Consider the following 26744-nt stretch of genomic DNA (forward strand, 5'->3'; position numbering starts at 1 on the left):
ACCGATGACCTATGTGACCGGCTTCCTGACCCCCGTGAAATCCGAGGACAAGGCGCGCTACGTCAAGTCCGCCGAGGCCTCATGGCCCCTGTTCCAGAAATACGGCGCCCTGTCCCAGGTCGAGACCTGGGGCGAGGACGTGCCCGACGGCAAGCTGACCAGCTTTCCCATGGCCGTGAAGCTGGAGGACGGCGAGGTCGTGGTCTTCTCCTGGGTGACCTGGCCCGACCGCGCCACCGCCGACGCCTGTTTCGGCAAGATGCAGGACGACCCCGGCTTCGCCAACATGGACATGCCCTTCGACGGCAAGCGCATGATGTGGGGCGGGTTCGAGGTCGTGTTCGACGGCAAGGCCTGACCTTCAAGGTTAAGACTTGAAACATACCTAGGAGAAATATTAGTGACTACCAAGGATTGCCGCCTTTACCGAACTGCGTGATGCAGAGACTACCGACTGTACCTGAGTGAGGTTCAGCAGCCTCGCATGTCGCTCACACATCGAGGGCTGAGATTTCATGGCATGGCAAATCGAGGAAACGCCAGCCTTTCGAAAATGGATTCTCAGCCTTCGTGATGAAGTTGGCCGCGCCATAATCTTGCAACGCATCAGCCGCTTGGCGGCGGAGCAGATCGGCGACGTCAAACCTGTAGGAGAAGGCGTTTCCGAATTGCGTATCAATCACGGACCCGGATATCGGGTGTATTTTGTGAAGCGTGGAAGCACGGTCGTCGTGTTATTATGTGGTGGCGACAAGAGTTCCCAAGCGCGGGATATCATCCGCGCCAAGTCTTTCGCGAAGGACTTTTGACTTGGACACCCGGCCCTTTGATCCCGCCGACTATCTGACCTCCGAAGAGGGTATCGCCGCCTATCTTTTGGATGCTCGCAGTTTCGGCGCCCAAGCCTATTCCGAGGCCGTCGAGGTTGTCGCTCGCGCACGTGACCGTATGCGAGGGGCGCGAATCGTGCGACGTTCTTCTTCTGTTCGCAAGGAGGCGACAATGGGAAAGAACACCGGAAACGACTACCGCATCGGTGCGGTCAAGGGCCGAACGCAGTTCCAGCACGAGAACGGCGACTGGCAGAAACGCGACGAAGGCTCCGGCCGTTTCATGGAGCGCAAGTCCAGCGACGGCGCCTTCAAAGGCGTAGCCAAGGAGCCTGACGGCCGCGACGGCAAGGACTGATCTCCTATCGGCAGAACCGCGTGTCGGTCGCCTCCAGATGCAGGTGGTCGTGGTGGACGGCGTTGTAGTCGGGGCTCAGCGTCGTGCCGAAGATACGGCAGGCGTCGTCGCGGATGCGGCGCAGGAAACGCGCCTCGGGCGCATCGCCCGACCAGTCCTTCGTCACCGTGATCCGGCGCCCGTCCCTCAGCCGCACCCCGGCGAAGTCCAGCGCCGCCGCTTGGGAATGGGCGCTGATCCGGTTCGAGCCGACGCCGTTGTTCACGTTGCGACAGGCATAGGCGCCCATGTGATCGATCTGGACCACGTCCGAGCCCAGGATCTCGCGCGCCGCCGGCTCCAGCGACTGCCTGCGCCAGATGCTCAGCGCCAGCGCCGTCTGACACGTCATCTCCACATCGCCGGGCGCCAACCGCGCCACCGTTCCCAAGTCGGCGCCCAGCACTCCGCCCTGGCTCAGGCCGCAGGTCGCGGTGTTCTGACGATCCGGCACGGGGCTGAACCGCACCCGTGCGGCGTTCAGCTCGGCCAGGCATCGCTCCAGGTCCCGCCCCTCGCGCACGACTGCGCCCTGCGTGCCCCCATCGATCGCCCGGTCTACCAGCCCCCCAACCAGCGGCGCCTCGGTGCGCGACGGATACCCACCCGGATAGGATGACGGGCGCAACGGCTCGGGCGGCCGCCGCACACAACCGCTCAGGATCAGACAGACGCTGAGGGCGATCAAGAAGGGTGAGGCGCGGGACACAGCAAACATCGTCGCGACGCTATCTGATTCCCTGATCGCGTGCGGTCACGAGGCGGAGAGCCATCTATCGCGGGTTTTCCGCCGCACCCTTCGCGCGACACCTGTCCGAGCAGAACCGAACCTGATCCCAGTCCCGCGCCCACTTCTTGCGCCACGCGAACGGCAGGCCGCAGGCGGCGCAGACCTTCTGCGGCAGGTCGGCCTTGGCGGGCGCCGTGCCGAGGTTGACGTGCTTTCGAGCCATCAAGCGTCGTTCAGAGGTGGTTCGCCGATAGAGCGCCGCTCCAGCGGTCATTCAGATAATCGATCACCAAGCGGCGATGGCATTGGTGCGGCGTGGGCTCCGAACACAGCAGGCAGGCGCCCTCGAACATCTGCGGCTTGAGGCGGGTCTCTATGCGCCGTTCCTTCATCAGATCCAGAAAGCGGGTTTCATATACGGCCCAATCGCCCTTCTCCTTCTTGAAAGCCTTCAGCATGCCGTCCGTGGGCGCCAGAAGCGGCTGGTGCGCATATTGAATGCCGCCGAGTTTCTTGAGGAAATAAGCCAGGTCGTCGGCCTTGGCGAAGCCCGCCAGTTGCGAGGTGTTGTGCAGGCGAACATCGACAATCTTCGTCACGCCGGACTTAAGCAATCGCTCGAAAAACCCCTCGGCATTGGTCTTGGTGAACCCGATGGTGGCGACAGTCGTCTTGGACATTTTCAGCTCGCAGCCAGCACAGGATCAGGGTGTTGCTCGGCGAATGCGACCCGTTTAGCGCGGTCACGATAGGCGTCGGTCAGCAGTTGCGCCTCTTCGGCGAACATGTCGGTGTTGAACTTGTTGGCCATGACCATCAAACGCGCCTCGATGTCGTCCTGGGTCAGTCGCTCGCCATCTTCGACGATATGCTCGACAGCGACACCAGCCTGTTTCAGCGCCCGGCCGACCAGCAGGCAACGATGACAGTCGAGAGGATTTTTCTCGGAACACATCATCGCGATCCGATAGTTCCGTGCGCCCTGTCTCAAGCGGTTTAGCCCCCGCTGGAACGATTTCGACCGCGCCATTTTCTCGTAGTCGGCGACGCCGTCGGTATAGGATTCCGCCTCACTGGGCCTCCCGCCCAATTCATCGCCAAGAAAGACGTAGGCGATGCCGTCACCCGTCAGCGCCGTTTTGAGAACGTCTCGATTGAACTGAGGAAAATGCCGCGAATACGGGGCTGTCCGCACGTCGGCGACCGCTGTGGCGCCGGCATGCGTCAGGCGCGCGAGGAACTGGTCATAGGCCAGGGTTGAATGACCGATGCTCAGGATCACAGGCGCGGTATCGGAAGCAGTCGTCACGCCCCACTCTATCAATTTTGCGGAAGGATGACAGTCGCGATCAGCTTGTAAGCGAAGCCCCCCAAAGGATCCCCGAGACTGATGCAAAGATAGGCAGGACCGATCTGGTAGCGACCATCGGGGCCAATAAAGTATCGCTTGCGAAACGGGGGATCGGTGATCCCAAGGATATACTGAACCCCGGCGTGAACGAATGCCCCTCTCAACTTTCGCTTTGATCCGTGGCGAGTGGTTTCCACCTCTAGCCTGACTTCCAATTGATCGACCTTGATCAACCGCAAAGACCCCTCGTTCGGCGTTGCGATGTTTTCGCGAACCCGATCATTCTTGCCGTAGGTGCTGGAACTTCCATTTCTCCAAAGCGGGCGGCCGCTATGATCCTGGCATCTCTGGATATCGCGCTCAACAGCCCTGCGACTGAACACCCAATGCCGATGAGGGTCGATCAGGTGATTTTCGGACTGGAAAGGGTGACGCGACGGTCGCAGCAGCGGAACTTCCAATATATCGCCGACACGGGGATCCGTCCCATCGGCATACATCCGTTCCTGCTCGGAAATTTCCCCGTGCTCTCTCGCGCTGACAGGTCTGATCCATTGCAATGTGCCGTCTGGGCAGATCTCTACGCCTGCAAGGCAGCGTCCACTGGTCTTATATGAGTTCGCCAGACAAAGAATGGTCTTGGTGTAGCCAGGCATCCCGCTCTCCAGATTGGAAAGCGGGATACAATCAATAGACGATTCTTATCAATCAGAGATTGATGACTAGCTGTCCAGGAAGGACCGCAGTTTGCGCGACCGCGACGGGTGTTTCAGCTTGCGAAGCGCCTTGGCCTCGATCTGACGTATCCGTTCGCGGGTCACCGAGAACTGCTGGCCGACTTCTTCCAGCGTGTGGTCGGTGTTCATGCCGATGCCGAAACGCATCCGCAGGACCCGTTCCTCGCGCGGCGTCAGCGAGGCCAGCACGCGGGTGGTGGTCTCGCGCAGGTTCGACTGGATGGCGGCGTCGATCGGCAGGACGGCGTTCTTGTCCTCGATGAAGTCGCCCAGGTGGCTGTCTTCCTCGTCCCCGATGGGGGTTTCGAGCGAGATCGGCTCTTTGGCGATCTTCAGGACCTTGCGGACCTTCTCCAGCGGCATGGCCAGCTTCTCGGCCAGTTCTTCCGGGGTCGGCTCGCGGCCGATCTCGTGCAGCATCTGGCGGCTGGTGCGGACGATCTTGTTGATCGTCTCGATCATGTGCACCGGGATGCGGATGGTGCGCGCCTGGTCTGCAATGCTGCGGGTGATCGCCTGACGGATCCACCAGGTGGCGTAGGTCGAGAACTTGTAGCCGCGACGGTACTCGAACTTGTCGACCGCCTTCATCAGGCCGATGTTGCCCTCCTGGATCAGGTCCAGGAACTGCAGGCCGCGGTTGGTGTATTTCTTGGCGATGGAAATGACGAGGCGCAGGTTGGCCTCGACCATTTCCTTCTTGGCTTGCCGGGCTTCGCGCTCGCCCTTCTGCACGGTCTGGACGATACGGCGGTAGTCGTCGATCGGCAGGCCGGCTTCCAGCGCCACAGCGGCGACGTCGGCGCGGATGGTGGCGATTTGCGTGGCTTCATTGTCGCTGAACTTGGTCCAGCGCACGCCCTGCTCCTTGATCCGCTCGGTCCAGGTCGGGTCAAGCTCTGCGCCGAAATAGGCCTTCAGGAACTCAGGCCGCGAGATGCCGTAGCTGTCGGCCAGGCGCAGCAGACGGCCTTCCAGACCGATCAGGCGCTTGTTGATCGCATAAAGCTGCTCGACCAGGGCCTCGATACGGTTGTTGTTCAGCTTCATCGTCTTCAGACGGTCCGAGATGGACAGCGTCAGGGCACGATAAGCCTTCTCGTCCTTGGCGCTCAGCACCTCGCCCTTCAGACGGGTCTGGACCAGCTTGTCCTGCAGCCCCCGGAACGCGCCGAAGTCGGCGGCGATCAGGTTCAGGACCTCCATCACCCCATCGCGCAGCTCGGCTTCCAGCGCCGAGATCGACATGCCGCCGCCGTCGTCGAAATCGTCGTCGTCATCGTCGTCGTCGGATTCGGGCTTGGCCTCGGCTGCCGGTTTTTCCTCAGTTTCTTCTTCCGCCTCAGCCTCGGGCTGGGCGGCGCCTGGCAGGGACGAGGGGTTCAGCACACCGTAAGTGGCGTCGAGGTCGATGACCTCGCGCAGCAGGATGCGGTTGTTCTCCAGCTCGTCACGCCACACCATGATGGCCTCGAAGGTCAGGGCGCTTTCGCACAGACCCGAGATCATGGCGTCGCGGCCGGCTTCGATCCGCTTGGCGATGGCGATTTCGCCCTCGCGGCTCAGCAATTCGACCGAGCCCATCTCGCGCAGATACATCCGCACCGGGTCGTCGGTGCGGTCATAGGCGGCCTTGGCGGGCGCTTCGGCGACGGCGGTGCCGGCGGCGGCGGCGACGTCGGTGGACTGCTGCTCCTGCGCGTCCTCCTCGGCCTCGACGACGTTGACGCCCATCTCGGACAACATGGCCAAGGTGTCTTCAATGGCGTCGGGCGTGACTTCTTCGGACGGCAGAACCTTGTTCAGCTCCTCCATCGTCACATAGCCTCTAGCCTTGGCCTGTTTGATGAACTTCTTGACGCCGGCGTCGGTCAGATCGAGCAGGGGCCCATCGGTCGAAGCCTCGGTTTCCTGCGTCTCGGTCTGTGCGTTCATAGTCAGTCTGTCTCCAGCCGGAGGGGGTGATCAATCCGCCCCGACGAAAAATACAATGCCTGGCGGGCCGTAAGGTTACGAGCCCGCGCTGTCTTCCCAAATCGTTCCGGCTTTGATCGCACGGCGAAGCGCATCCCGCTCGGCCTTAAGCCGGCGAAACGCCTCATCCTGCCCAGGCACATCACGTGCATGGGCCAAGGCGTCCTCCAACGCGGCTACGCGTGTTGAAGCGTCGAACGCCTGCGACCATCGGACCCTTGCCTCGGCGAGGGGCGCATTTGCGGCCAGGAAAGGCGCGCCGGACTTTGCCGCCGCCTTCTCGACCTCGCGCACTAAGGCATCATGACCCGATTGCGCCAGATGGCGTCGCAGGGCGGCAGAGTCAAGGCTATGTCCCGACAGACGCAGGCGAACCAACTCCTGGGCCAGTCCATCCAGCCCCTTGTCGCCGAAACCGTGAGCCGCGATCTCTTCCAGATGGTCGTCCATCCGTTCGGGGTCGTCGATGGCGCCGTGGGCCAGGGCGGCCGGCACCGGTTCGATGGCGCGAAACAGCGACTGCATCGCCTGCGCCCCTTCCGCCGTCTGGCCCAGCTTGGGCGGCGGGCCGAAACCGCGCCTGCCCTGCCCCGGCGTCCAGGGCGCGCGTTGGGGGCTGCGCGGGAACAGGGCGTCGAAGCGGTCGAACAGGTCGCGGCGGTACTGTTCGGCTAAATCTTTGTCTTGGATGGCCGAGGCCGTGTTCCTCAGCCGCGCCTTGAAGCCAGCCTTGCGCTCGGGCGTATCCAGCGGCTCCAGATCCTGTTCGCGGCGGAACAGCACCTCGGCGAAACCGTGGGTGTCGGCCAGGGCCTGACGCAGGGCCGGCGCCCCCTTGTCGCGCAGGATGTCGTCGGGGTCCTGTCCGGCGCTCAGCAGGGCGAACCGGAACGACCGCCCCGCCTTCAACAGCGGCAACGACCGTTCGATGGCGCGATAGGCGGCGCGTAGCCCAGCCGCATCTCCGTCGAAACACAGCACCGGCTCGGACGACACCCGCCACAGCCGTTCCATCTGTTCCTCGGTCAGGGCCGTGCCCATCGGCGCCACGGCCGGCAGACCCGCGCGCTGGCAGGCGATGACGTCCATATAGCCTTCGACCACGATGATGGCCTGGTCGTTCTTGCTTTCCGCCCCCAGTATCCGCCGCGCCTCAGGCAGGCCGTAGAGGGTCGCGCCCTTGTGGAAGAGTGGGCTTTCCGGGCCGTTCAGATATTTGGCGCGGTCGTCGGGGTTCATGGCCCGGCCGCCGAAGCTGACGATCCGCCCACGCGCGTCCAGAATCGGGAACATCAGCCGGTCGCGGAACCGGTCATAGGGCTGGCCGCCGCTTTCCGGCGAGATCAGCATCCCGGCCTCGACCAGTTCAGCGGGCTTGGCGCCGCGCTGGACCAGCGCCTGTTTCAGTCCCTCGCGATCGTTGGGCGCATAGCCCAGGCCGAACCGCTCCCACTGATCCTCGGGCAGGCCGCGTTTTTCGAGGTATTCGCGCGCCGCCTTGCCCGGCGTGCGGCGCAGATTGGCGGCGAACCATTTCTGGGCCAGGTCCATCCAGTCCGACAGGCCCGCCCGCTTCTGCTCGCGCTCGGCCTCCTTGGGGTCTTCGGCCGGCAGTTGCATGCCCGCCTCGCCGGCGAGGCGCTGCACCGCCTCGACGAAGCTCAGCCGCTCCGTCTCCTGCAGAAACGAGATGATGTCGCCGTGTTTCCCGGACGAGAAGTCGTGGAAGAAGCCCTTGTCGTCGTTGACGAAGAAGGACGGCGACTTTTCCTTGGAGAAGGGCGAGAGGCCGACATATTCGCGCCCCTGACGTTTCAGCTTCACCGTCCGCCCGATCACGTCGGACGGCCGAAGGCGGGCCTTCAGTTCATCGATGAATCTTTCGTCGAAACGCACCTGGCGATCCTTAAGCCTTGCGGCCCATTCCGTCGATGATCGGAAAACGATCAGGCGGCTCGTCCGGGCATCCCCCGATATCCGAACGAACCGCCGCATCGCAGAAGGCGTAAACCTTGGCGTCCCCCAACGCCTTGGCTAACGAAGTCCTAACGCCTCGCGGACCGGCATCTGAAGTCAGGACCGGCGTTCTGTCGAGGGGGCTACCGGTGTCTTTCGACGGATCAAGGCGAGACTGTGTCTTTTACGCCGCGCGCCGTTCGCCTCAGGGGCGACCGAAGGGGACGACCTTGTTGGCGCCGTCGTGCCCGATATCGGCATTTCCGAGGAAGGCTATGCCCGACCTCAAGCACCAGTATCGAACGATCTCCTCCGGAGTCTGTCCGAAATCGGGATCGTTTGGCGTGACATCGGAAACACGCCCCAGGCGAATCCCGGCCACACGCCGAATGCTGGCCTGGCTGGTCAAATGAAACATCATCCGGTCGATCCGGTAGGCGGCCTCAGAAACTTCCTCCAGCATCAGGACGTGACCGGACAAATCCGGCTCCAGCGCCGTGCCGGTCAGCTCGTTCAGGATGGTGAGATTGAAGGCCACGGCCGGTCGCGGATCTGTCGCCAGCGACGGCTCGATCCAGTCAGTCCGTCCGGTGGTCAGCCACGACAGGGCGCCCCGCGCCGTCGCGTCGTCGCGCACAGAATCCGAGGCCATCGGCCCGTGCGCCAGATGCTGGAAACCCGCCTTGTACATCCCGGCCAGCAGGCTGCCGGCATCGGAATAACCCATATAACGCTTCTTGCGCGCGACAGCGTCCAGGCGCGGGATCACGGCATCGGCGATGCGGCATGAACCGTATCCTCCGCGCGCGAACCAGATGGCGTCGATGCGCGGATCGTTGGCGAACTCGACGAAGGCGTCGGCCCGCGCCCGGTCGTCGCCGGCGAAATGGCCGTGTTTCAGGAAGCAGGCGGGGTGAAACACCACCGCCACGTCGCGGTCGGGATGGTTCTGCGCCATCCAGGCCTCCACCGCCTCGGCGCGCTCTTTCGAAAACCGCGAACTGGCGCAGACGACGCCGATCTTGAAGCTGTTGGTCGCCACGCGCGCCTTCTTCGTCGTTTTTGCGATCCCCACTGGCGGATCGGCCCGATCCCCTGTTCTAAGGGGGCATGAACCAAGACGCCTCCTATTTCTTCTGCGGCATCGGCGGGTCGGGCATGCTGCCCCTGGCCATGATCGTTCAGGCGCGCGGCGCCGCGATCGAAGGCTCGGACCGCGCGCTGGATCAGGGCCGCACGCCCGAGAAGTTCGACTGGCTACGCGCCCACGGCGTGACCCTGCACCCCCAGGACGGGTCGGGCGTGACGCGCGCCGATCAGACCGTGATCGCCACCGGCGCCATCGAGGATACCGTGCCCGACATCGGCGCGGCGAAACGCGCTGGCGCGATCATAAAGACCCGCCCCCAGTTGCTCAGCGAAATCTTCAACGCCGCCCCGACCTCGGTCGGCGTGGCCGGCACCAGCGGCAAGTCCACCATCACCGGCATGATCGCCTGGATTCTGCACCAGACGGGTCGCCAACCCACCGTCATGAACGGGGCGGTGATGAAGAACTTCGCCGACGCCGATCACCCGTTCGCCAGCGCCCTGATCGGCGGCCCGGACCTGTTCGTGTCGGAGGTGGACGAGAGCGACGGCTCCATCGCCGCCTACGACCCCACCGTCGCCGTGGTCTCCAACATCTCGCTGGATCACAAGTCGATGGAGGAGCTGCGCGACCTGTTCGGCGGCTTCACCGCACGCGCGACGACGGCCGTGCTGAACCTCGACAATCCCGAGACGGCGGCTTTGGCCCAGACGTTGCCGGCCGGCAAGGCCATCACCTTCGGCCTTGGCGAGGAGAAGGCCGACCTGTCCGGCCACGACCTGACGCCCCTGCCCGCCGGCATGAAGTTCCGCCTGATCGAGGGCTGGAGCGAGCACGACGTCATCCTGAACGTCCCCGGCGCCCACAATGTCGCCAACGCCCTGGCGGCGCTGGGCGCGACCAGGGCGTTGGGCGTGCCGACCAGCGAGGCGGTCAAGGCGCTGGAAAGCTTCGCCGGCATCCGTCGCCGCATGGAGGTGGTCGGGACGGCCGGCGACATCACCGTCATCGACGACTTCGCCCACAACCCGGACAAGATCGCCGCCACGCTGAAGACCCTGCACGCCTTCGACGGCCGTCTGCTGATCCTGTTCCAGCCGCATGGGTTCGGCCCGCTGATGCTGATGAAGTCGGAGTTCATCGACGGCTTCGCCGGCCTGATGCGCGAGGACGACGTGCTGCTGATGCCCGAGCCGGTCTATTACGGCGGCACGACGGACCGCAGCGTTGGGTCCGAGGACATCGCCTCCGGCGTCCGCGCCGCTGGGCGTCAGGCGGAGGCGCTTCCGACGCGCGCGGCATGCGGCGACCGGATCGTGGAGATCGCTCAGCCGGGAGACCGCATCATCGTCATGGGCGCCCGGGACGACACGCTTTCGTCCTTCGCGGCGGACCTGTTGGAGCGACTACGGAAATAGCCGCTCATCCCGGCGAAAGCCGGGACCCAGTCCTTTCGCGAAGCAGGGTGTCTGGGATCGACAGGCCGCCAGACATGTCACGTCTGGGCGCCCAAAGCACTGGGTCCCGGCTTTCGCCGGGATGAGCGGAAAGTTAGTACACATCCCGCCGATAGAGGCCGTCTTCCAGCATCGTCAGCACCGTGTCCGCACCCAACGCATTTTCCAGCGCGGCATGAACGCCTTGAGACATGCCCTCCAGACTGCCGCAGACGTAGATCGCCGCCCCGCGTTCGACCCACTCACGCAGATCTTCAGCCGCCGCCGCGACCAGAGCCTGCACATATCGCCCGTCGCCCGCGTCGCGCGAGAAGGAGCGGTCCAGCCGTTGCAGCACGCCCGAGGCCAGCCATTCGTGCAGCTCCGCATCGAAGAAGGCGTCGTGCGCCTGGGTCCGCTCGCCGAACAGCAGCCAGGCCCCGCCAGCCGCCGTCCGCGCCTTCAGATGCGCCCGCAGTCCGGCGATCCCCGTGCCGTTGCCGATCAGGATCATCGGCGTCTCGTCCGCCGTGCCGTGGAAGCTGCGGTTCGCCCTCAGCCGCATCCCGATCTCGCCGCCGACCGCCAGATCCTGCGTCAACCAGCCCGAGGCCAAGCCCGGCGCGCCGTCGGGATGGCGCATCAGGCGGATCAGGAACTCGACCCGGCCGTCCGACGGCAGTGAGGCGATGGAATATTCACGCGAGCCGGGCGTAATGCCGTCTTGCTCGGGCAGGCCGACCTCGGCGATGTCGCCGGCCGACCAGTCGGGCGTCGTGCCCACGCATTCGAACGCCAGATGATACGCCTCGCCGCCGGGACTGCCGGGATTGACCAGGGTCCGCTCGACCAACCGCCAGGGGTCATAGGCGGGCGGGGTCCAGTCGGGGGCCGTCACGCTGCCGGTGATCTGGTTCAGCTGATGCTGCCAGTGGCGGATGGCGCCGGTCTCGCCGTTGTCGACCTCGACCGTGTCGAACAGGGGTTCGGCGCCCGACCGCCTCAGCCAGCCGTCCACCGCATGACCGAAGCCGCAGAACTGATCGTAGCTGCGGTCGCCCAGCGCCAGCAGGCCGAAGCGAAGGCCGGACAGGTCCGCCGTCTCGCCCATGATCTTGCGCACGAACCGGGCGGCGCTGTCGGGCGGATCGCCCTCGCCCGTCGTGGACACGACCAGCAGCGCCCGGTCGGCCGCCTTCAGAGCCTGGGCGTCCAGATCGGCGAAGGACAGCACCCGTGCGCCCACGCCGCCGTCGCTCAAGGCGCGCGCCGTCATCCAGGCCAGTTCCTCGGCGAACCCCGTCTGGCTGGCGAAGGCGATCAGCACCGGCCGTCCCTCGCCCGCCCCCGCGAGGGCGTCCGACCGTGCACGCGCCTGGGCCCTGGCCCGGCGTTCGCGCCAGACGATGACGGCGATCAGGGCCAGCCAAAGCACCAACGCCCCGACCGCCCACAGCCAGCGCTGCGGATCGGCTGTCACCCCGGCTGATCCCCGTCAGGATCGTCCATCATTGCGGCGAAGGCCGGCGTCATCCGCTCGACCGGCCCGCGTTCGGTCCGCTCGACGAAGTGGGCGATCAGGCCCAGCGCCTCGGCATACTCCGGCCCCTCGAACGGCCCCATGACCGTCAGCGCCGTGGCGTAGGCGTCGGCCATCATGGCCGAGGCGTGCAGCACGGTGACCGAGCTCAGATTGTTGCCGACCGGGCGCCCGGTCGAGCCGTCGATCGTGTGGGGATACAGGCGGCCGTCATGCCGGAACGCCCGGCGATAGTCGCCGCTGGTCGCCACGGCCAAGTCGAACAGGGCCGCCACGGTGTGGGGCGCTGGGCTGCCCTCGACCCGTTCGATCTCGACCCACCAGGGCTGGGCGTCCGGCTTGACGCCGCATCCCTTCAACTCGCCGCCGATCTCGATCAGGTGCGAGGTCGCGCCCATCGCCATCAGCCGGTCGGACACCCGGTCCACGGCGTGGCCCTTGGCGATGCCGGAGAAGTCCAGCCTCATCCCGCCCATCTGCATCACGCCGCGCGCATCGGGGTTCAGCCGCAGTTTCTGCCAGCCGGACACGGCCATGGCCGCCGCGATCTCGTCCTCGGACGGCACCGGCAGCAGGGCCGAGCGTGGTCCCGGCGGGCCGAAACCCCACAGATCGACCAAGGCGCCCAGGGTCGGATCGACCGCCCCGTTCGTCTCGTCGCCCAAGTTCATGGCCGCATCCAGCAGATCCCAGAACGGCGGCGACACCGCCCAGAAACCGGCCGGCGCATTATTGAACCGGCTGATCTCGCTGGACGGTTCCCACGGGCTGAACAGGCCGATGACGGTCGCCAGTTCTTCCTCGATGGCCGTTTGGATCGCGCCCTCGCCCACGCCCGGCGGCGCGATGACCCGCGCGCTCCAGGTCGTGCCCATGGTCTCGCCGCCCAGCGCACGGATCAGGTCGCTGGGTGGACGGGGCGGCGCCCCCTCGATGACGGGCACCAGCACCCGGTTGTCGGCGCGGTCGGCCAAAGGGCTGTCGTCACCGAGATTGACCGTGGGCGGGGCGGCGCGTGAACCGCGCGGGGGAGGCGTGTCTGACATGCCCTTCGCTTAGGGCAGGACTTCCATCGCCGCCACATAGCTGGCGTTGGAACCGAGCGTTTCACCCTGACCTTCGGTGCGGACCGAGGCGTTCAGCCAGTACATGCCCGCTTCCGGCCAGGTCACGGTGAAGGCCCCGTCGGCGCCGGTCGTGACGGTCGATTCCTCGGGATTGTCGCGATAGCGCAGGCCACCGCGCGCCACGGTGACCTCCAGGCCCGACGCCGGCTGGCCGTTGTTCAGCAGCTTGAAGGTCGCGGGCTCGCCGACGACCAGGTCGTTGGGGTGGGTCACGGGAACCAGCTCAAGCCCTTCGCCGGTCGTCTTGAAGACGGTGTCGGTCGGGTTGTTCAAAGTGACGAACGTCTCGATCCGGCTGGCGGTGCGGGTCGCCTGCACGTCAGTCGCGCCCTGCGGCAGGGCCGCCGGATATTCAGCCGCTGCGCCGCGCCAGCGCTTCTGCTCGCCGTTCAGCTTGTAGCTGGCCATGACGCCGCCCATCACGTTGGCGATCTTGTAGGTGCCGTTCTGCGTCAGATGGGCGTCGAAGGTCGAGCGATACTGGCCCTGCATGGCGTGCTCGGGCTGGACCGCCGAACCGTCCGGGGCGGTGATGGACAGGCCCGTCAGGCGCATGGCGGCGTGATCGGGGTTGAACACCTGGTTCGACATGCCGGCGTCGAAACCGACCCACGCGTCCGTGCCCGACAGGGTCGTGGCGGTCGGCGCCAGCCAGGCGCGGTGAGCCTGGGCGGCCATGGGGGCGGCCAAGGCGGCGGCCAGCGTGAGCAGAGCGATCGTCTTCTTCATGGGTCTGTTCCTTAGCGAGAGACGGCGACGCGCACGGCGCCCAGTTCGGTGGAGCCGGTTCCGGCGCCGGTATTGGCGGCGCCCCAGCGGAAGGGCACGCGCACGACCTCGCGGCCGCCCAGTTCACGGGCCGCCTCGACGACGATGTTGTACTGGCCGGGCTGAAGGTTGCGCAGGCGCACACCCGGCACGGTGACGGTCTGGCGACCCGGCGCGCGGGTCGCGCCCGATACGCCGTCGGCCGGCAGGCTCATGGCCCGACCGCCCTTGCGCCACCAGGTGCGCAGGTCCTTCAGCCAGTCCTTGCCGTCGCCCTCGTTGTTGCGGGTCTGCTGATACCAGACGGCGAGAGTCCGCTCGGCCGACTGATCCGGCTTCTCGATCCACACGGCGACATAGGGGCGGTGATAGGAGGCGGTGTTCAGGCGCGGAATCTCGACCGACACCGTCAGGTCGGCGGCCATGGCGGGCGCAGCGGCGGCGGCGAGACCGACTGTGGTGATGACGATGGGGAGCAGGCGCATCGGAAAACTCGTCAGTGAATGAAGATCAGGGCGATGACGACGGGGATCAGGAGGCCCAGCGCCGCCAGCGGCCAGGTCGAGGGCCGACCCTTGGCGTGCAGGAACATCAGGCCCAGCCCCGTCAGGGCGAAAATGGTGCAGGCGACGGCGAAGACGTCGATGAACCAGAACCAGACCGCGCCGGCGTTGCGGCCCTTGTGCAGGTCGTTGAGGTAGGCGATCCAGCCACGGGTGGTCTTCTCGTGCAGCGTCTCGCCGTTTGAACGGTCGATCGTCACCCATCCGTCGCCGCCGGGCATGGCCAGGGCGACATAGACCTCTTCCGGGGTGGTCTCGGTCGGCTTGCCGGCGATCTCGACCTTCAGCGCCTCGGCAGCCCAGCGCGCGACGGCGTCGGGGACGGGATCGGTCGTTTCTTCAGGGAATGTCGCCAACCGCTGCAACAGCGGCGCCGGCAGGGTCGCGGTCTGTTCGACCGTCACCGGATTGCCGGGGATCGAGGCCGCGTGGTTCAGGGTGATGCCGGTGATCGCGAACAGGATCATGCCGACCAAGCTGACCGCCGCCGAAATCCAGTGCCAGCTATGGAGTTGTTTCAGCCAGAACGACCGCGCGCCGTTCAGCGCCGCCTTGGGTTTGGCCCCCTTGGCTGCGGTTTCGGCCTGACGCTGTGTGGCGAGTTCGGTCACGGGGTCGCTGTGCCATTGTTGCGAACGGGTTGCAATAGCGTTTAGCAGCCCCGCGACACCTTGCGCCTCAGACCTCGGCCCAGCGCCGCAGAAGATTGTGATAGACCCCGGTCAATTCGATCACCGCCTGATCCTTCGGTCCCTTCTCCAGCCCGACCCGCTGGGTGGCGATGTCGAGGCGGAATAGCGTCTCGCGGTCGGCGTCGTCGCGCACCAGGCTCTGCAGCCACATGAAGGACGACACCCGCGCGCCGCGCGTGACCGGCGTAACGCTGTGCAGGCTCTTGGACGGATAAAGGACCAGATCACCGGCCGGCAGCTTGATCGCCTGCGACCCGTACATCTCCTCGATGATCAGTTCGCCGCCGTCGTAATCCTCGGGCTCGGACAGGAAGAGGGTCGCCGACAGGTCGCTGCGGATACGCAACGCCCCACCCCCGCGCGCCTGGCGAATGGCGTTGTCGACGTGCAGGCCGAACTCGCCCCCGCCCTCGTAACGGTTGAACAGGGGCGGAAAGATCGTGTGCGGCAAGGCCGCCGCCACGAACATCGGATTGGCGTTCAGGGCCTGGACGACCAGGGCCGAAACCTCTTTCGCTACGTCCGACTCTTCGGGCAGTTGCAGGTTCTTCTTCGCCGTCGCCGACTGATGGCCCGAGGTGGCGTTGCCGTCGCTCCACGGACCGACGTCCAGCCGCGCGCGCAAGGCCTTCACCTCGGCCTTGGAGAAGACTTCCGGGATCTGCAGCAGCATGACGCCTCGCGGAAAGAAAAAACGGCCCCGCGGGGGATCGCGGGGCCGTCAGAATAGGCCGGGAAGACGGCCTTTAGAAGCGCAGGTTCAGAGCCAGGATGGCTTGTCGACCCGCCGCCACATCGGCGTGGTGAACGCCGTTGGTGCGGATGATGTATTCCTCGTCCGCCACGTTCTTGACGTTCAGTTGCAGCGTCGCTCGATCCGTCAGGTCATAGGTCGCGAACGCGTCCACGCGGGTCCATTCCGGTGCATAGACGCGGTTGTTCCCGCCGCCGGCGCCGCCCTGGTTCCCGCCAAGCGATTCGGACGTGTAATAGACGCCGCCGCCGATCGTCAGCTTGGGCAGGACGCGGTAGGTGGTGAACAGGCTGGCGCTGTGCTTGGGCGTATTGGCCAGCGGCAGGCCCTGCAACGGATTGACGCTTGAGACCGGCGGCGTGCCCGACACGACCACGGCCGCCTTGGTCAGCTCGGAGTCCATGTAGGTATAGCCGCCGAACACGGTCCACTCGCGGGTGATGTTGCCCGACACGCCCAGTTCGATGCCCTTGACCTCGACCTCGCCCTCCTGACGGAAGACGTTGGGCTCGACCAGGATCAGCGCATTCTTGCGCGTCAGGTGGAAGGCCGCCGCCGACAGGGCCAGACGGTCGTGGAAGACATTGGCCTTGGCGCCGATTTCGAAGCTTTCGGTGTCTTCCGGCTCCAGCACGACATTGGCGACGCCATCGACCGTGCCCGTGCCGCCCGAAGCGTTCTGGTCGCCCGCCGAGATGGTCGGCGGCGTCGAGGAGGTGGACCAGGACGCATAGACGCTGCTGCTCGCCGTCGGTTTGAAGACCAGGCCGGCCTGATAGTTGGTGAACTCCCAAGTCCGTTCCGGCACGGCGGTGAATCCCGTCGTTGTCCAGACGCCAGCCGCCTGTGTCGCCGTCGCATTGACGCCCTTGACCGAATACTGGTCCCAGCGAACGCCCAGGTTCAGGATCAGGCGCTCGGTCAGGGTAATGCTGTCGTTCGCGTAGACGCCGATGGCCTCGGTCGTGTTCGAGCTGGTCGGGCCGCGATTGATCACGCCGGTCCAGGCGTCGTCAGGGTTCGGATTGAACACCTGAGTGCAGTCGCCGGCGCCCAGCGCGCCCGTCGCCGTGGGCGGCGAACCGTTCACCGTCGTCAGGCCCGCCGGGCAGGCCGAGCCGGAGGTCGTATAGGTCGAATAGGCTGCGTTCTTGTTGTGCTCGCGCGACAGCTCCACGCCTACGTCATAGCTGTGCTTGACCCCGCCGGTGGCGAACTGACCAAAGACGTCGGTCACATTGGCCAGGGTGGTGACCGGGTTCCAGCGGGTCTTGGTGCCGCGCTTCATCCAGTAGGTTCCGTCCGCCGCCCGACCGACATAACCGCCGTCGCCGGGGTTGGTGACGATGTAGTCGTTCAGCGTGCGCGAGAAGCGGCTGACGTTGCGGATGGTGGCGAAGTCGCTGAGGCGATGCTCGGCCCGGAAGGTGAAGGTATCCACCTCATTGGTCAGATAGTCGCGCGCCTTCAGGCCATAGAAGCTGTCATAGGGCACATCCAGCACGCCGCTGTCCGTGCGCGGCCGCACCGGCGCCGTCGAGGTCGCCGACGGAACCAGCTTCGTGAACAGTGGAATGCCGTAGTCCGGCATCTGGTCGCTGGTCAGGTGGTAGTAGCTGAAAACCATCGATGACGGCGTGCCGAGACCAGCGCCCAGGCTGATGGCCGCACCCCATTTGTCGTAGTCGACGGCGTCGCGACCGGGCACGTCGCCCTGGGCGCCCATCAGGTTGATGCGCAGGGTTGCGGTCTCGCCCAGCGGCAGATTGGTGTCGACAGTGCCGCGCAGATAGCCGTCCGTGCCCGCGCCGGCGCTGACATTGGTGAAGGCGTTCAGCTTGGGCGACTTGGATCCCAGGTTGATGCTGCCGCCGCCCGAGCCGCGACCCGAATAGACGGCGTCCGGTCCCTTGATGACCTCGACCTGCTCCAGGTTGAAGACTTCGCGCTGCTGGCCGCCGGTGTCGCGGATGCCGTCCACGAAGATGTTGTTGCCCGACGACTGGCCCCGGATGAACGGACGGTCGGCCAGCGGCTGGCCGCCCTCGCCCGCGCCGAAGGTGATGCCGGGCGAGTTGGACAGCAGATCCTGCAACGACGAGGCCGAAGTCTGTTCGATGATGGCTTGCGGAATGATGGTGATCGAACGCGGCGTATCGACCAGGGGCGCCACGAACTCGGGGCTGACCGGAGCCGGCTTTTTGACCTGACCGTTGACGTCGATGGTGCCCAGGTTGGCGGGCTGCTGCTGGTCGGCCGTAACGATCACGCCGTCTTCGGCGGCGGCGTCAGCGGCGAAAGCGGGCGCGGCGATCAGCATGCCGGCGGCGCTGGAGGCGAACAGGAGCGAACGGAGCGCGGCGGCGCGGGAGTCGGACATAGTCTTGCGACCTTTTGGTCTGATTTTGCGATGCGGTCGCAATAACCAGCTTCAATATGTCGCACAAGCCAAATTGCGAACAAATCGCAATCTTAATCAGCTGACGACAGTCATCGCCCTCGGCGCCGGCGTCTTGTCCACATCCAGCCAGGTCGGATCGGGCATGGCCCGGTGGGCGGCGGCCAGAGCCTCGGACCAGCGGCGACCAAGGTCGCGGAAATAGGGGTCGTCGGCTTCGATACGCCGTGCGGTGCCACTCAACTGGTCGCGCGGCATGACGATCAGGTCCAGCGGCGGCCCGACGGCGATGTTCGAGCGAATCGTCGAGTCGAACGAAATCAACCCCAGCTTCACCGCCTCGGACAAGGTCGTCGAACTGTGCAGGGCCCGATCCAGGATGGGCTTGCCGTATTTCAGCTCGCCGATCTGAAGATAGGGGGTGTCCGGCCCGCACTCGATGAAATTACCCTGACCATAGATCAGATACAGCCCCATCTTGCCGCCCGAGATCTGACCACCCAGCAGCATGGAGGCCGTGACGTTCAGCCCGTCAGCCGTGGGGGTCGGCGGCGTATTGATGCTGGCGCGCACGCTGGCCATCGCATGGCCAAGCAGTTGGGCCGCGCGAAACAGGGTCGGCGCGGTCTCCAGCGTCTCGACATCAATGGAGTCGGGCAGTTTCACGCCTGCCGACGCCATGGCGAGCGCCGTCTGGGTCACCGACAGATTGCCCGCCGTCGCCACCGCCAGCAGCCGCTCGCCCGCCGACTTGTAGATGTGCAGCTTGCGATAGGACGAGATGTTGTCCACGCCCGCATTGGTGCGCGTGTCAGCGATCATCGCCAACCCTTCGTCCACCAACATGCCTACGCAATAGGTCACTTCGCTCTATCCGCTCCCCGCGTTGCGAATCCGATGACGCTAACAGATTCGCGCGTCATGCCTATCAGGGCCATCCGCGCGACTGCAGTTGTTGTTGGGTCTGTTGCACAGGCCGCACATTCAGAGCGACCGTCAGGGTCTCATGCCCCCCGCCATAGCTGGTTCCCCGGATCGGCGTGGCCCCGCGCGCGTCCAGACCGACGGCGACACGGACATAGTGTTCGGTCGGGCTGATGCCGTTGGCCGGATCGAAGCCGACCCAGCCCAGGTTCTCGACCCAGGCCTCGGCCCAGGCGTGGGCGGCGTCCTGGTCGTGCTGGCCGTCCTGACGGCTGAGGTGGCCCGAGACATAGCGGGCGGGAACCCCCATCCGGCGCGCCGCCGCGATGAAGATCTGGGCGTGATCCTGACAGACGCCGCGCTTCTGGGCGAAGGCCTCGGCGGCGGTGTGGCTGGCCGAGGTCGAGCCGACCTCGAACGCCACATCCTGCTTCAAAGCCCCCATCAGGGCATGCATCCGGCCCAGGGTTGCGCTTTCCGGGATCGACCGGGCGAAGTCGTCGATGGCCGCATCCGGCTTGGTCATCGGCGTCTCGCGCAGGTAGACGATGGGCGACAGCCGCTCGGCTTGGCCCCGCACCACACCGCCCGTGTTCACGGTCGCCACCTCGCCGGTGACCCGGATGGTCAGGGCGTCGGTCGGCCGCTCGGTATAGAGGCTGTGGACCACATTGCCGAAGGCGTCCTCGCTGCGACGCAGGCGAGCGTCAACGTCGGTCTCGATGCGCCAGTCGCGCACCTGCTGGCCCTCGCACGAGCGCGGCGTCAGTCGCAGCATCTGCACGATAAACCGCGCCGGGCGGGCGTAGGCATAGCGGGTGGAGTGGTCGATCCGTATCCGCATGGTCAGACCAGATACTGTTCTTGGACGGCCGCAGCCAGGGCGTTGTTCTGGTTCAGGAAGCCCTGAATGTACTCGTGCAGGCCGGACTGGAAGATGTCCTCGATCTTGGCCTCGTTGAACTGGGTCAGGCGGTTGGAGGCCAACCGCTGCGCCGGGCCCCGCCGCCCATAGTCGGTCGCCAACCGCTCCAGATAGCTGACGATCATCCCCTGGCACGACGCCAGCGAGCGCGGCATCTGGCGGTTCAGCACCAGCAGGTCCGCCACCAGCCAGGGCCGCACGCTCTCGCGATAGACCCAGCGATACGCGGTCAGGGCCGAGACCTCGCGCAGCAGGGTCGTCCACTGGAAATAGTCCAGCTGTCCGCCGACCCGTTCGCCGGGCGGCAGCAGCAGATGGTATTTGACGTCCAGCAGGCGCGCGGTGTTGTCGGCCCGCTCGATCGCCATGCCCAGCCGCAGGAACCAGTAGGCGTCGTTGCGCAACATGGTCCGCGACGAGGCGCCCTCGACCGCCAGTGACGTCGATTTCACGAAGTCGAGGAAGTTGGTGAAGTCGTCGCGCTTGGTCGGTTCGCCCAGCTCGTTCAGCCCGTTCCAGGCGCCGTTGATCGCCTCCCAAAGTTCGATGGTGAGGGCGGTTCGCACCGAACGCGCATTGGTCCGCGCCTTGGTGATGCAGGCCTTGATCGAGGTGGAGTTGTCGTAGCCGAAGGCCAGATATTCCCGGACCGACTTCTCGGAGATTGTACGCCCCGAGGCGTCGAAGCCGCTCTTGACCCCCGACGAGGCGATGGCGCCCGCCCAGGCCGTGACCGTGGCCTGGTCCTTGGCCGGCAGGGCGGCCAGGCGAATGGCGGCCTCAAGAATGCGCGCGAGGAAGTCCGCCCGCTCCATGTAGCGGCCGGTCCAGTAGAGGCTGTCTGCAGTGCGTGAAAGCATCAGTTGTCCAGCACCCAGGTGTCCTTGGTTCCGCCGCCCTGGCTGGAGTTCACCACCAGCGACCCCTCTTTCAGCGCCACCCGCGTCAGGCCGCCGGGCGCGACCCGCACCCCGGCCGGGCTGGACAGGACGAACGGCCGCAAATCGACGTGGCGAGGCGACAGGTCGCCCCCGTTCAGGGTCGGAGCGGTCGACAGGCTCAGCGTCGGTTGGGCGATGAAGTCGTCAGGGTCGGCGATCAGCTTGGCGCGAAACGCCTCGATCTCGGCCTTGGTCGAGGTGGGCCCGACCAGCATGCCATAGCCGCCCGATCCGCCCACTTCCTTGACCACCAGTTCCGGCAGTTTTTCCAGCACCTCTTTCAAGGCGTCCGCCTCGCGACAGCGCCAGGTCGGCACGTTCTGCAGGATCGCGTCCTCGCCGGTGAAGAAGCGGATGATCTCGGGCATGTAGGTATAGACAGCCTTGTCGTCGGCCACGCCCGTACCGATGGCATTGGCCAGGGTCACCCGTCCGGCGAAATAGGCCGACATCAGCCCCGGCACCCCGACCGTCGAGTTCGGCATGAAGGTCAGGGGATCGATGAAGTCGTCGTCGATCCGACGATAGATGACATCAACACGCTTCGGCCCCTCGGTCGTGCGCATGAAGACCGTATCGTCGTTGACGAACAGGTCGGTGCCCTGGACCAGTTCGACCCCAAGCTTGTCGGCCAGGAAGCTGTGCTCATAGTAGGCCGAGTTGAACGGCCCCGGCGTCAGCACGACGATGGTCGGGTCCGCCCCCGCGCCCGCCGGCGCGGACGCCTGCAAAGAGCGCAGCAGCATGTCGGTATAGATTTCGACCGGCCGCACGGCGTGTTCTGCGAACAGGTCGGGGAACAGCCGCATCATCATCTCGCGGTTCTCCAGCATGTAGGAGACCCCCGACGGCGTGCGGCAGTTGTCTTCAAGGACGTAGAAGCCGTCCTCGCCGGTGCGCACCAGATCCACGCCCGAGATATGGCACCAGACATCGCCCGGCGGACGGCGGCCCTGCATTTCGGGTCGATAATGCGGGTTGGTCAGGATCAGGTCAGCCGGGACGATGCCCGCCTTGATGCATTCCTGGGCGCCATAGATGTCTTTCAGGAAGGCGTTGATGGCGGTGACCCGCTGCTTCAACCCTTTTTCCAGCCCGCTCCATTCGTCCGCCCCGATGATGCGCGGCACCACGTCGAAGGGGATCAGGCGCTCGTTGGATTCCTCGTCGCCATAGACGGCGAAGGTCACACCCATACGGCGGAAGAACAGCTCCGCCTGACGCGAACGCGCCTGCAGCAGATCGGCCGGCGCGTTTTCCAGCCACGCCGCCAGGGTCTTGTAGCTGTCGCGGATCGCACCCGACCCGCCGCCGTTCATTTCGTCGAAAGCTCTCGTCATTCGCCCCCGCCGCGTTGAAGTCGCAGCTTGAACGTCCCCAAACGAAAAGCGCAACAGTTTTGTTGCACTGCGGCGACGCCTACCTCTCCGTTCGCGAAGGCGAGCGGGGAGGACAGGTCGCGCAGCGACCAGGAGGGGGCGACTCGGTCTTTGAATATTTTAGGAGGTCGCCTTCGCCGTCGGAGTCGCCCCCTCCTGACCGCTTCGCGGTCTGTCCTCCCCATGCGCCTTCGCGCATAGGGAGGTGACGATCAGGCCGCCACGGCCTTCATCGACACCGCCGGATCGGCCAGCTTTTCCAAATCCACCGGCGTCGCCTTCCCGATCAGTTGCTTGCCGCCCATGAACTCCGGCGGGGCGTTGACGGCCTCGACACAGACGATGCGGTCGCCGTTCAGGTGAAACACCGCAAATCCCCCTACTGACGGATCGCCGCGCACCACCTGGCGGTCGGCGTCGAACGGCAAGCCGGCGATCTGCAGCTTGAAGTCATACTGGTCCGACCAGAACCACGGCACCTCGGGCGTCGGTCCGGCGCGCCCGACAATGGCCGCCGACGCCTGCTTGGCCTGTTCCAGCGCATTGGGCACGCTCTCCAGCCGGTGATGCACCCCGCCGTGAACAGGTATTGGCCGCCGCGTCATGTCGCCGACGGCGAAGATGGCCGGACCGCTGGTCCGCGCCTGCTCGTCCACCACCACACCGTCGTCACAGGTCAGACCCGCCGACCGCGCCAGGCTGTCACACGCCAGCGCCCCGACCCCGACCAGCACCGCGTCCGCCCGCACCACCGATCCGTCCGCCAGGGTCACACCGTCATGGGCCACGGCGACGACCTCGGCCCCGGTCAGGATTTCGACCCCATGCGCCTTGTGCTGGGCCGTAAAGAAGACCGACAGCGTCTCGGACGCCACCCGCGCCAGCACGCGCGGCGCCCGTTCGATCACCACCGCCTCGGCGCCCAGGGCGCGGGCCGAGGCCGCCGCCTCCAGCCCGACATAGCCGCCGCCGACCACCGCCAGCCGCCTGCCCGGCCCCAGCACGGCCTTCAGCCGTTCGGCGTCCTTCAGCGTCCGCAGTTCCAGCAGGTCCGGATGATCCCCGCCCGGAACCGGCAGTTTCCGCGCCGTCGATCCCGTCGCCAGGACCAGCACGTCATAGGTCTCGCTCGATCCGTCATGGAAGGCGACCGTCTTCGCCTCCGGGTCCACCGACACGGCGACCGTCGAGGGCCGGAAGTCGATGTTCTGCTCGGCATAGAAGCTCAGCGGCCGCAACAGCAGCGCCTCCAGATCCGCCTCGCCCTTCAGCCAGGCCTTGGACAGGGGCGGCCGCTGATACGGCGGTGCATCCTCCTCGCCCGCTAGCACGATCGGCCCCTCATGGCCGTACTGCCGCAGAAACGCCGCGACGGAGCCGCCGGCATGCCCGGCGCCGATGATGAGGATCTTGGTCATGGGGGTGATGTAGAGCGGTGAACGAGTGTGCGTAAGTCGTGATTGGTGAATCGTGAGCCGTGACTGAAGCCCACACCAATCACGAGTCACCAATCACGACTCACGTGCTCCCCTTGACCGTTCCATTGTTACAGCATAGTGGAACGCGCATGACCACTCCGCCCGCCCGTGACGCCCTTCATGACGCCCTGCTGTCGATGCAGACGCGCGCGGAGATCGACGCCTTTCTTGCCGATCTCTGCACCCCTACGGAACTGCGGGCGTTCTCCGAGCGCTGGCAGGTGGCGCGGCTGCTGGACGCCGGCGGCAAATCCTATCGCGAGATCGCGGCCGAGGCCCACGCCAGCCCCACCACAGTCGTCCGCGTCGCCCGTTATCTGAAAGACATGCCGCATCAGGGCTATCGCCTCGCCCTGGATCGCCTGAAGAACAAGAACTGAGTATCCGAACATGAGCACCGTCCAAGGCCGGCTTCGCATCGCCGTCCAGAAATCCGGCCGTCTGGCCGACCGCAGCCTCGACCTGATCCGCGACGCGGGTCTGAAATGGGTCAAGGGCCACAACGACCTGCTCTATCGGGTCGAGAACTATCCGATCGACCTGCTGCGCGTCCGCGACGACGACATCCCCACCTTCGTGGCCGACGGCGTCTGCGACCTGGGGATCGTCGGCGAGAACGTGTTGGAAGAGGGAAAAAACGGCGGGGCCAACGCCTCCGTGATCATGCCGCTGGGCTTCGGCCGCTGCACGCTGAAGATCGCCACGCCCCCGACCCTGGCCTATGACGGCCCGGCCTCGCTGGACGGGCTGCGCATCGCCACCTCCTATCCCAAGATCCTGCGCCGCTTCCTGGACGAGCGTGGGGTCAAGGCCGAGATCGTCGTCATGCGCGGCGCCGTCGAGGTCGCGCCCCGGCTGAAACTGGCCGCCGCCATTTGCGACCTGGTCTCGACCGGCGCCACACTGGAGGCCAACGGCCTGGGCGCAAAGGACACGGTGCTGGAAAGCCAGGCGGTCCTGATCCAGTCCCCCGTCGCGCCCGAGCCCGGCCTGCAGCACCTGCTGGACAGCGTCATCGAACGCATGTCGGGCGTGGTGTCCTCGCAGGGCGCCAAATACGTCATGCTGAACGCGCCGCGTTCGGCGCTCGATGAGATCACCGCCATCCTGCCCGGCGCCGGTTCGCCCACTGTCATGCCCCTGATGGGTCGTGACGATGCGGTCGCCGTCCACGCCGTCTGTCAGGAGGCCGTCTTCTGGGAGACGTTGGAGAAGCTGAAGGCCGCCGGCGCCTCGGCCATCCTGGTCCTGCCCATCGAGAAGATGATGTGATGACCACGGCCTTCAAACGCATCGACTGGTCGTCCCTCGACGCCGCCGGCAAGACGGCGGCCCTGGCCCGCCCGGCCCAACGCACGGCCGGCGACGTGACCGACGTGGTCCGCACCATCCTGGACGACGTGCGGATGCGCGGCGGCGCGGCCGTCACCGACTGGTGCCTGAAGCTGGACAAGGCGCCGCCCCGCCGCATCGCCATCACGCCCGGCGTCGTCGCCGAGGCGCGGGGCGCCCTGCCGCCCGCCGACGCCCGCGCCCTGCGCATGGCGGCCGAGAACGTCCGCGTCTTCCATCAGGCGACCAGGCCGGAAGACACCCCCTTCATCGAGACCACGCCCGGCGTGCGCTCGAAACTGGCCTGGCGCCCCATCGCCTCGGCCGGCCTCTACATCCCCGGCGGCACCGCGCCCCTGTTCTCTTCCCTGCTGATGCTGGCCATTCCGGCCGGGGTCGCGGGCGTGGGCCAGCGCGTCGCCGTCACTCCACCCGACAAGAACGGCGGCGTCCACCCTGCCATGATCCTGGCCGCCGCCGAGGCCGGCTTGGACGCCCTCTGGCTGATGGGCGGCGCCCAGGCCATCGCCGCCCTGACCTTCGGCGTTGAACTGGAGGACGGGATCATTCCGGCCTGCGACAAGCTGTTCGGCCCCGGCAACGCCTATGTGGCTGAGGCCAAGAAACAGGCGTCCGCCCAAAGTCGGTTCGGGGCCGGCGGACCCGCCGTGGACATGCCCGCCGGACCGTCAGAACTCATGGTCATCGTCGACCGCGACGCCGCGCCCGAGATCGCCGCCGCCGACCTGCTGAGCCAGGCGGAACATGACGCGGACGCCCAGGTCATCCTGGTCTCCACTAGTCGCGCCACCATCGACTATATCCTGTCGGAGGTTGAGGTTCAGATCGCGACCCTGCCCCGCGAAGCCATCGCCCGCGCCTCGCTGAACGAGGCCCGCGCCATCCTGGTCCGCGACCTCGACGCCGCTGCGGAGGTGGCCAACCTCTATGGCCCCGAACATTTGGCGATCCAGATCGACGATCCCGAACCGCTGGTCGATTCCATCAACGCCGCCGGCGCCGTCTTCGTCGGGCGTTTCGCGGCCGAGACCCTGGGCGACTACGCCGCAGGCCCCAGCCACGTCCTGCCCACCGACGGCGGCGCCCGCACCCTGGGTGGCGTCACCACGGCCAGCTTCATGACCACCATGTCGGTCCAGCTGGTCTCCGAGGCCGGCGCCCGTGCGCTCGCCCCCATCGCCGCCCGCCTCGCCCGGATGGAAGGCCTCGAAGCCCACGCCCGCGCCGCCGATCTGAGGAGCGAGGGATGAACGCCGCAGCCTCTGGACAAGGCCCCGCCCCCGCCCCACCTCCTATGCGTCGCCCAGCGCTGAATGGACGAAGTGCACCAATTGCACCCTCTTTTATCGTGACCGCATCCAGGCGAATTGCACACATTGCACCCTGTTTTTCGGGCGCCGA

The 26744-nt window shown here is 66.1% G+C and carries 27 protein-coding genes; 7 read left to right on the plus strand and 20 right to left on the minus strand.

Annotation, left to right across the window (positions count from 1 at the left end; genetic code table 11):
• Positions 1-4: 4 nt before the first annotated feature.
• From ACQY72_RS07250 to ACQY72_RS07260, 3 genes are all read left to right on the plus strand, one after another.
• Entirely contained in the window at positions 5-358 is a 354-nt protein-coding gene (locus ACQY72_RS07250) for a DUF1428 domain-containing protein (protein WP_428156570.1), read from the plus strand.
• 157 nt (positions 359-515) lie between these two features.
• Positions 516-809 carry a type II toxin-antitoxin system RelE/ParE family toxin gene (locus ACQY72_RS07255; protein WP_428156571.1) on the plus strand — a complete coding sequence of 98 codons (294 nt, stop codon included), beginning with the start codon at positions 516-518 and terminating at the stop codon, positions 807-809.
• A gap of 1 nt (position 810) precedes the next feature.
• A complete protein-coding gene (locus tag ACQY72_RS07260; RefSeq protein ID WP_372694031.1) occupies positions 811-1188 on the plus strand; it encodes a hypothetical protein in 378 nt (125 codons plus the stop codon).
• A 4-nt stretch (positions 1189-1192) separates the two neighbouring features.
• On the opposite strand, the gene ACQY72_RS07265 is transcribed toward ACQY72_RS07260, so the two are convergent.
• The 8 genes from ACQY72_RS07265 to ACQY72_RS07300 form a co-directional block, all read right to left on the minus strand.
• The gene (locus ACQY72_RS07265; protein WP_428156572.1) at positions 1193-1945 is read right to left on the minus strand and encodes an extensin family protein; all 753 of its coding nucleotides are present in this window, start codon (positions 1943-1945) and stop codon (positions 1193-1195) included.
• A gap of 55 nt (positions 1946-2000) precedes the next feature.
• The gene (locus ACQY72_RS07270) at positions 2001-2180 is read right to left on the minus strand and encodes a DUF2256 domain-containing protein (protein ID WP_428156573.1); all 180 of its coding nucleotides are present in this window, start codon (positions 2178-2180) and stop codon (positions 2001-2003) included.
• 10 nt (positions 2181-2190) lie between these two features.
• Positions 2191-2637: a DUF488 family protein gene (locus tag ACQY72_RS07275; RefSeq protein ID WP_428156574.1), complete on the minus strand. Its 447-nt coding sequence runs from the start codon at positions 2635-2637 to the stop codon at positions 2191-2193.
• A 2-nt stretch (positions 2638-2639) separates the two neighbouring features.
• The gene (locus ACQY72_RS07280; protein ID WP_428156575.1) at positions 2640-3266 is read right to left on the minus strand and encodes a DUF488 family protein; all 627 of its coding nucleotides are present in this window, start codon (positions 3264-3266) and stop codon (positions 2640-2642) included.
• Positions 3267-3277: 11 nt separating this feature from the next.
• On the minus strand, positions 3278-3964 hold the full coding sequence (locus tag ACQY72_RS07285) for a dual OB domain-containing protein (RefSeq protein WP_428156576.1): 687 nt from the start codon (positions 3962-3964) through the stop codon (positions 3278-3280).
• A 66-nt stretch (positions 3965-4030) separates the two neighbouring features.
• The gene (rpoD, locus tag ACQY72_RS07290; RefSeq protein ID WP_428156577.1) at positions 4031-5980 is read right to left on the minus strand and encodes an RNA polymerase sigma factor RpoD; all 1950 of its coding nucleotides are present in this window, start codon (positions 5978-5980) and stop codon (positions 4031-4033) included.
• A 75-nt stretch (positions 5981-6055) separates the two neighbouring features.
• Positions 6056-7915, minus strand: a complete 1860-nt coding sequence (gene dnaG, locus ACQY72_RS07295) for a DNA primase (RefSeq protein ID WP_428156578.1) — start codon at positions 7913-7915, stop codon at positions 6056-6058.
• 265 nt (positions 7916-8180) lie between these two features.
• On the minus strand, positions 8181-9050 hold the full coding sequence (locus ACQY72_RS07300) for an LD-carboxypeptidase (protein WP_428156579.1): 870 nt from the start codon (positions 9048-9050) through the stop codon (positions 8181-8183).
• Between the two features lie 35 nt (positions 9051-9085).
• Here ACQY72_RS07300 and ACQY72_RS07305 point away from each other — a divergent pair, with 35 nt between their 5' ends.
• Positions 9086-10483 (plus strand): UDP-N-acetylmuramate--L-alanine ligase, encoded by a 1398-nt coding sequence (locus tag ACQY72_RS07305; RefSeq protein WP_428156580.1) that lies wholly within the window; start codon positions 9086-9088, stop codon positions 10481-10483.
• A 133-nt stretch (positions 10484-10616) separates the two neighbouring features.
• Here the strand turns inward: ACQY72_RS07305 and ACQY72_RS07310 are convergent, their stop codons facing one another.
• The 12 genes from ACQY72_RS07310 to ACQY72_RS07365 all read right to left on the minus strand — a co-directional run bounded on the left by ACQY72_RS07310 (position 10617) and on the right by ACQY72_RS07365 (position 23930).
• Entirely contained in the window at positions 10617-11981 is a 1365-nt protein-coding gene (locus tag ACQY72_RS07310; RefSeq protein WP_428156581.1) for a sulfite reductase subunit alpha, read from the minus strand.
• On the minus strand, positions 11978-13087 hold the full coding sequence (locus ACQY72_RS07315; RefSeq protein ID WP_428156582.1) for an FAD:protein FMN transferase: 1110 nt from the start codon (positions 13085-13087) through the stop codon (positions 11978-11980). Before ACQY72_RS07315 ends, ACQY72_RS07310 begins: the two co-directional genes overlap by 4 nt.
• Positions 13088-13096: 9 nt before the next feature.
• On the minus strand, positions 13097-13897 hold the full coding sequence (locus ACQY72_RS07320; protein WP_428156583.1) for a DUF4198 domain-containing protein: 801 nt from the start codon (positions 13895-13897) through the stop codon (positions 13097-13099).
• An 11-nt stretch (positions 13898-13908) separates the two neighbouring features.
• The gene (locus tag ACQY72_RS07325) at positions 13909-14421 is read right to left on the minus strand and encodes a DUF2271 domain-containing protein (protein ID WP_428156584.1); all 513 of its coding nucleotides are present in this window, start codon (positions 14419-14421) and stop codon (positions 13909-13911) included.
• 11 nt (positions 14422-14432) lie between these two features.
• The gene (locus ACQY72_RS07330) at positions 14433-15110 is read right to left on the minus strand and encodes a PepSY-associated TM helix domain-containing protein (RefSeq protein WP_428156585.1); all 678 of its coding nucleotides are present in this window, start codon (positions 15108-15110) and stop codon (positions 14433-14435) included.
• A gap of 67 nt (positions 15111-15177) precedes the next feature.
• Complete coding sequence (locus ACQY72_RS07335) at positions 15178-15864, minus strand: Fe2+-dependent dioxygenase (RefSeq protein ID WP_428156586.1); 687 nt, start codon at positions 15862-15864, stop codon at positions 15178-15180.
• A 73-nt stretch (positions 15865-15937) separates the two neighbouring features.
• Positions 15938-18325 carry a TonB-dependent receptor gene (locus ACQY72_RS07340; RefSeq protein ID WP_428156587.1) on the minus strand — a complete coding sequence of 796 codons (2388 nt, stop codon included), beginning with the start codon at positions 18323-18325 and terminating at the stop codon, positions 15938-15940.
• Between the two features lie 96 nt (positions 18326-18421).
• Complete coding sequence (locus ACQY72_RS07345; RefSeq protein ID WP_428156588.1) at positions 18422-19165, minus strand: peptidase; 744 nt, start codon at positions 19163-19165, stop codon at positions 18422-18424.
• Positions 19166-19271: 106 nt separating this feature from the next.
• Complete coding sequence (locus tag ACQY72_RS07350) at positions 19272-20111, minus strand: transglutaminase family protein (protein WP_346494307.1); 840 nt, start codon at positions 20109-20111, stop codon at positions 19272-19274.
• 2 nt (positions 20112-20113) lie between these two features.
• Complete coding sequence (locus tag ACQY72_RS07355) at positions 20114-21052, minus strand: alpha-E domain-containing protein (protein WP_135193667.1); 939 nt, start codon at positions 21050-21052, stop codon at positions 20114-20116.
• The gene (locus ACQY72_RS07360) at positions 21052-22473 is read right to left on the minus strand and encodes a circularly permuted type 2 ATP-grasp protein (protein ID WP_428156589.1); all 1422 of its coding nucleotides are present in this window, start codon (positions 22471-22473) and stop codon (positions 21052-21054) included. The genes ACQY72_RS07355 and ACQY72_RS07360 overlap by 1 nt, the downstream gene beginning before the upstream one ends.
• 251 nt (positions 22474-22724) lie before the next feature.
• The gene (locus tag ACQY72_RS07365; RefSeq protein WP_428156590.1) at positions 22725-23930 is read right to left on the minus strand and encodes an NAD(P)/FAD-dependent oxidoreductase; all 1206 of its coding nucleotides are present in this window, start codon (positions 23928-23930) and stop codon (positions 22725-22727) included.
• A 149-nt stretch (positions 23931-24079) separates the two neighbouring features.
• Here ACQY72_RS07365 and ACQY72_RS07370 point away from each other — a divergent pair, with 149 nt between their 5' ends.
• From ACQY72_RS07370 to hisD, 3 genes are read left to right on the plus strand one after another with little or no spacing between them, the layout of a single operon-like run.
• A complete protein-coding gene (locus ACQY72_RS07370) occupies positions 24080-24370 on the plus strand; it encodes a YerC/YecD family TrpR-related protein (protein WP_428156591.1) in 291 nt (96 codons plus the stop codon).
• Between the two features lie 10 nt (positions 24371-24380).
• Positions 24381-25262 (plus strand): ATP phosphoribosyltransferase, encoded by an 882-nt coding sequence (hisG, locus tag ACQY72_RS07375; RefSeq protein ID WP_428156592.1) that lies wholly within the window; start codon positions 24381-24383, stop codon positions 25260-25262.
• Positions 25262-26593 carry a histidinol dehydrogenase gene (gene hisD / locus ACQY72_RS07380; RefSeq protein WP_428156593.1) on the plus strand — a complete coding sequence of 444 codons (1332 nt, stop codon included), beginning with the start codon at positions 25262-25264 and terminating at the stop codon, positions 26591-26593. The genes hisG and hisD overlap by 1 nt, the downstream gene beginning before the upstream one ends.
• The last annotated feature ends 151 nt before the right edge of the window (positions 26594-26744 follow it).

The sequence above is a fragment of the Brevundimonas sp. genome (assembly GCF_965279155.1).
In the GTDB taxonomy this organism is placed as follows: domain Bacteria; phylum Pseudomonadota; class Alphaproteobacteria; order Caulobacterales; family Caulobacteraceae; genus Brevundimonas.

Bases quoted from the DNA above. Each gene is read 5' to 3' on its own strand.
- ACQY72_RS07265 (WP_428156572.1), bottom strand. From the start codon at position 1,945: ATGTTTGCTGTGTCCCGCGCCTCACCCTTCTTGATCGCCCTCAGCGTC.
- ACQY72_RS07340 (WP_428156587.1), bottom strand. From the start codon at position 18,325: ATGTCCGACTCCCGCGCCGCCGCGCTCCGTTCGCTCCTGTTCGCCTCC.
- ACQY72_RS07315 (WP_428156582.1), bottom strand. From the start codon at position 13,087: ATGTCAGACACGCCTCCCCCGCGCGGTTCACGCGCCGCCCCGCCCACG.
- ACQY72_RS07360 (WP_428156589.1), bottom strand. From the start codon at position 22,473: ATGACGAGAGCTTTCGACGAAATGAACGGCGGCGGGTCGGGTGCGATC.
- ACQY72_RS07325 (WP_428156584.1), bottom strand. From the start codon at position 14,421: ATGCGCCTGCTCCCCATCGTCATCACCACAGTCGGTCTCGCCGCCGCC.
- ACQY72_RS07250 (WP_428156570.1), top strand. From the start codon at position 5: ATGACCTATGTGACCGGCTTCCTGACCCCCGTGAAATCCGAGGACAAG.
- rpoD (WP_428156577.1), bottom strand. From the start codon at position 5,980: ATGAACGCACAGACCGAGACGCAGGAAACCGAGGCTTCGACCGATGGG.
- ACQY72_RS07270 (WP_428156573.1), bottom strand. From the start codon at position 2,180: ATGGCTCGAAAGCACGTCAACCTCGGCACGGCGCCCGCCAAGGCCGAC.
- ACQY72_RS07365 (WP_428156590.1), bottom strand. From the start codon at position 23,930: ATGACCAAGATCCTCATCATCGGCGCCGGGCATGCCGGCGGCTCCGTC.
- ACQY72_RS07350 (WP_346494307.1), bottom strand. From the start codon at position 20,111: ATGCGGATACGGATCGACCACTCCACCCGCTATGCCTACGCCCGCCCG.
- ACQY72_RS07335 (WP_428156586.1), bottom strand. From the start codon at position 15,864: ATGCTGCTGCAGATCCCGGAAGTCTTCTCCAAGGCCGAGGTGAAGGCC.
- ACQY72_RS07370 (WP_428156591.1), top strand. From the start codon at position 24,080: ATGACCACTCCGCCCGCCCGTGACGCCCTTCATGACGCCCTGCTGTCG.
- ACQY72_RS07355 (WP_135193667.1), bottom strand. From the start codon at position 21,052: ATGCTTTCACGCACTGCAGACAGCCTCTACTGGACCGGCCGCTACATG.
- hisD (WP_428156593.1), top strand. From the start codon at position 25,262: ATGACCACGGCCTTCAAACGCATCGACTGGTCGTCCCTCGACGCCGCC.
- hisG (WP_428156592.1), top strand. From the start codon at position 24,381: ATGAGCACCGTCCAAGGCCGGCTTCGCATCGCCGTCCAGAAATCCGGC.
- ACQY72_RS07305 (WP_428156580.1), top strand. From the start codon at position 9,086: ATGAACCAAGACGCCTCCTATTTCTTCTGCGGCATCGGCGGGTCGGGC.
- ACQY72_RS07255 (WP_428156571.1), top strand. From the start codon at position 516: ATGGCATGGCAAATCGAGGAAACGCCAGCCTTTCGAAAATGGATTCTC.
- ACQY72_RS07285 (WP_428156576.1), bottom strand. From the start codon at position 3,964: ATGCCTGGCTACACCAAGACCATTCTTTGTCTGGCGAACTCATATAAG.
- ACQY72_RS07345 (WP_428156588.1), bottom strand. From the start codon at position 19,165: ATGATCGCTGACACGCGCACCAATGCGGGCGTGGACAACATCTCGTCC.
- ACQY72_RS07320 (WP_428156583.1), bottom strand. From the start codon at position 13,897: ATGAAGAAGACGATCGCTCTGCTCACGCTGGCCGCCGCCTTGGCCGCC.
- ACQY72_RS07275 (WP_428156574.1), bottom strand. From the start codon at position 2,637: ATGTCCAAGACGACTGTCGCCACCATCGGGTTCACCAAGACCAATGCC.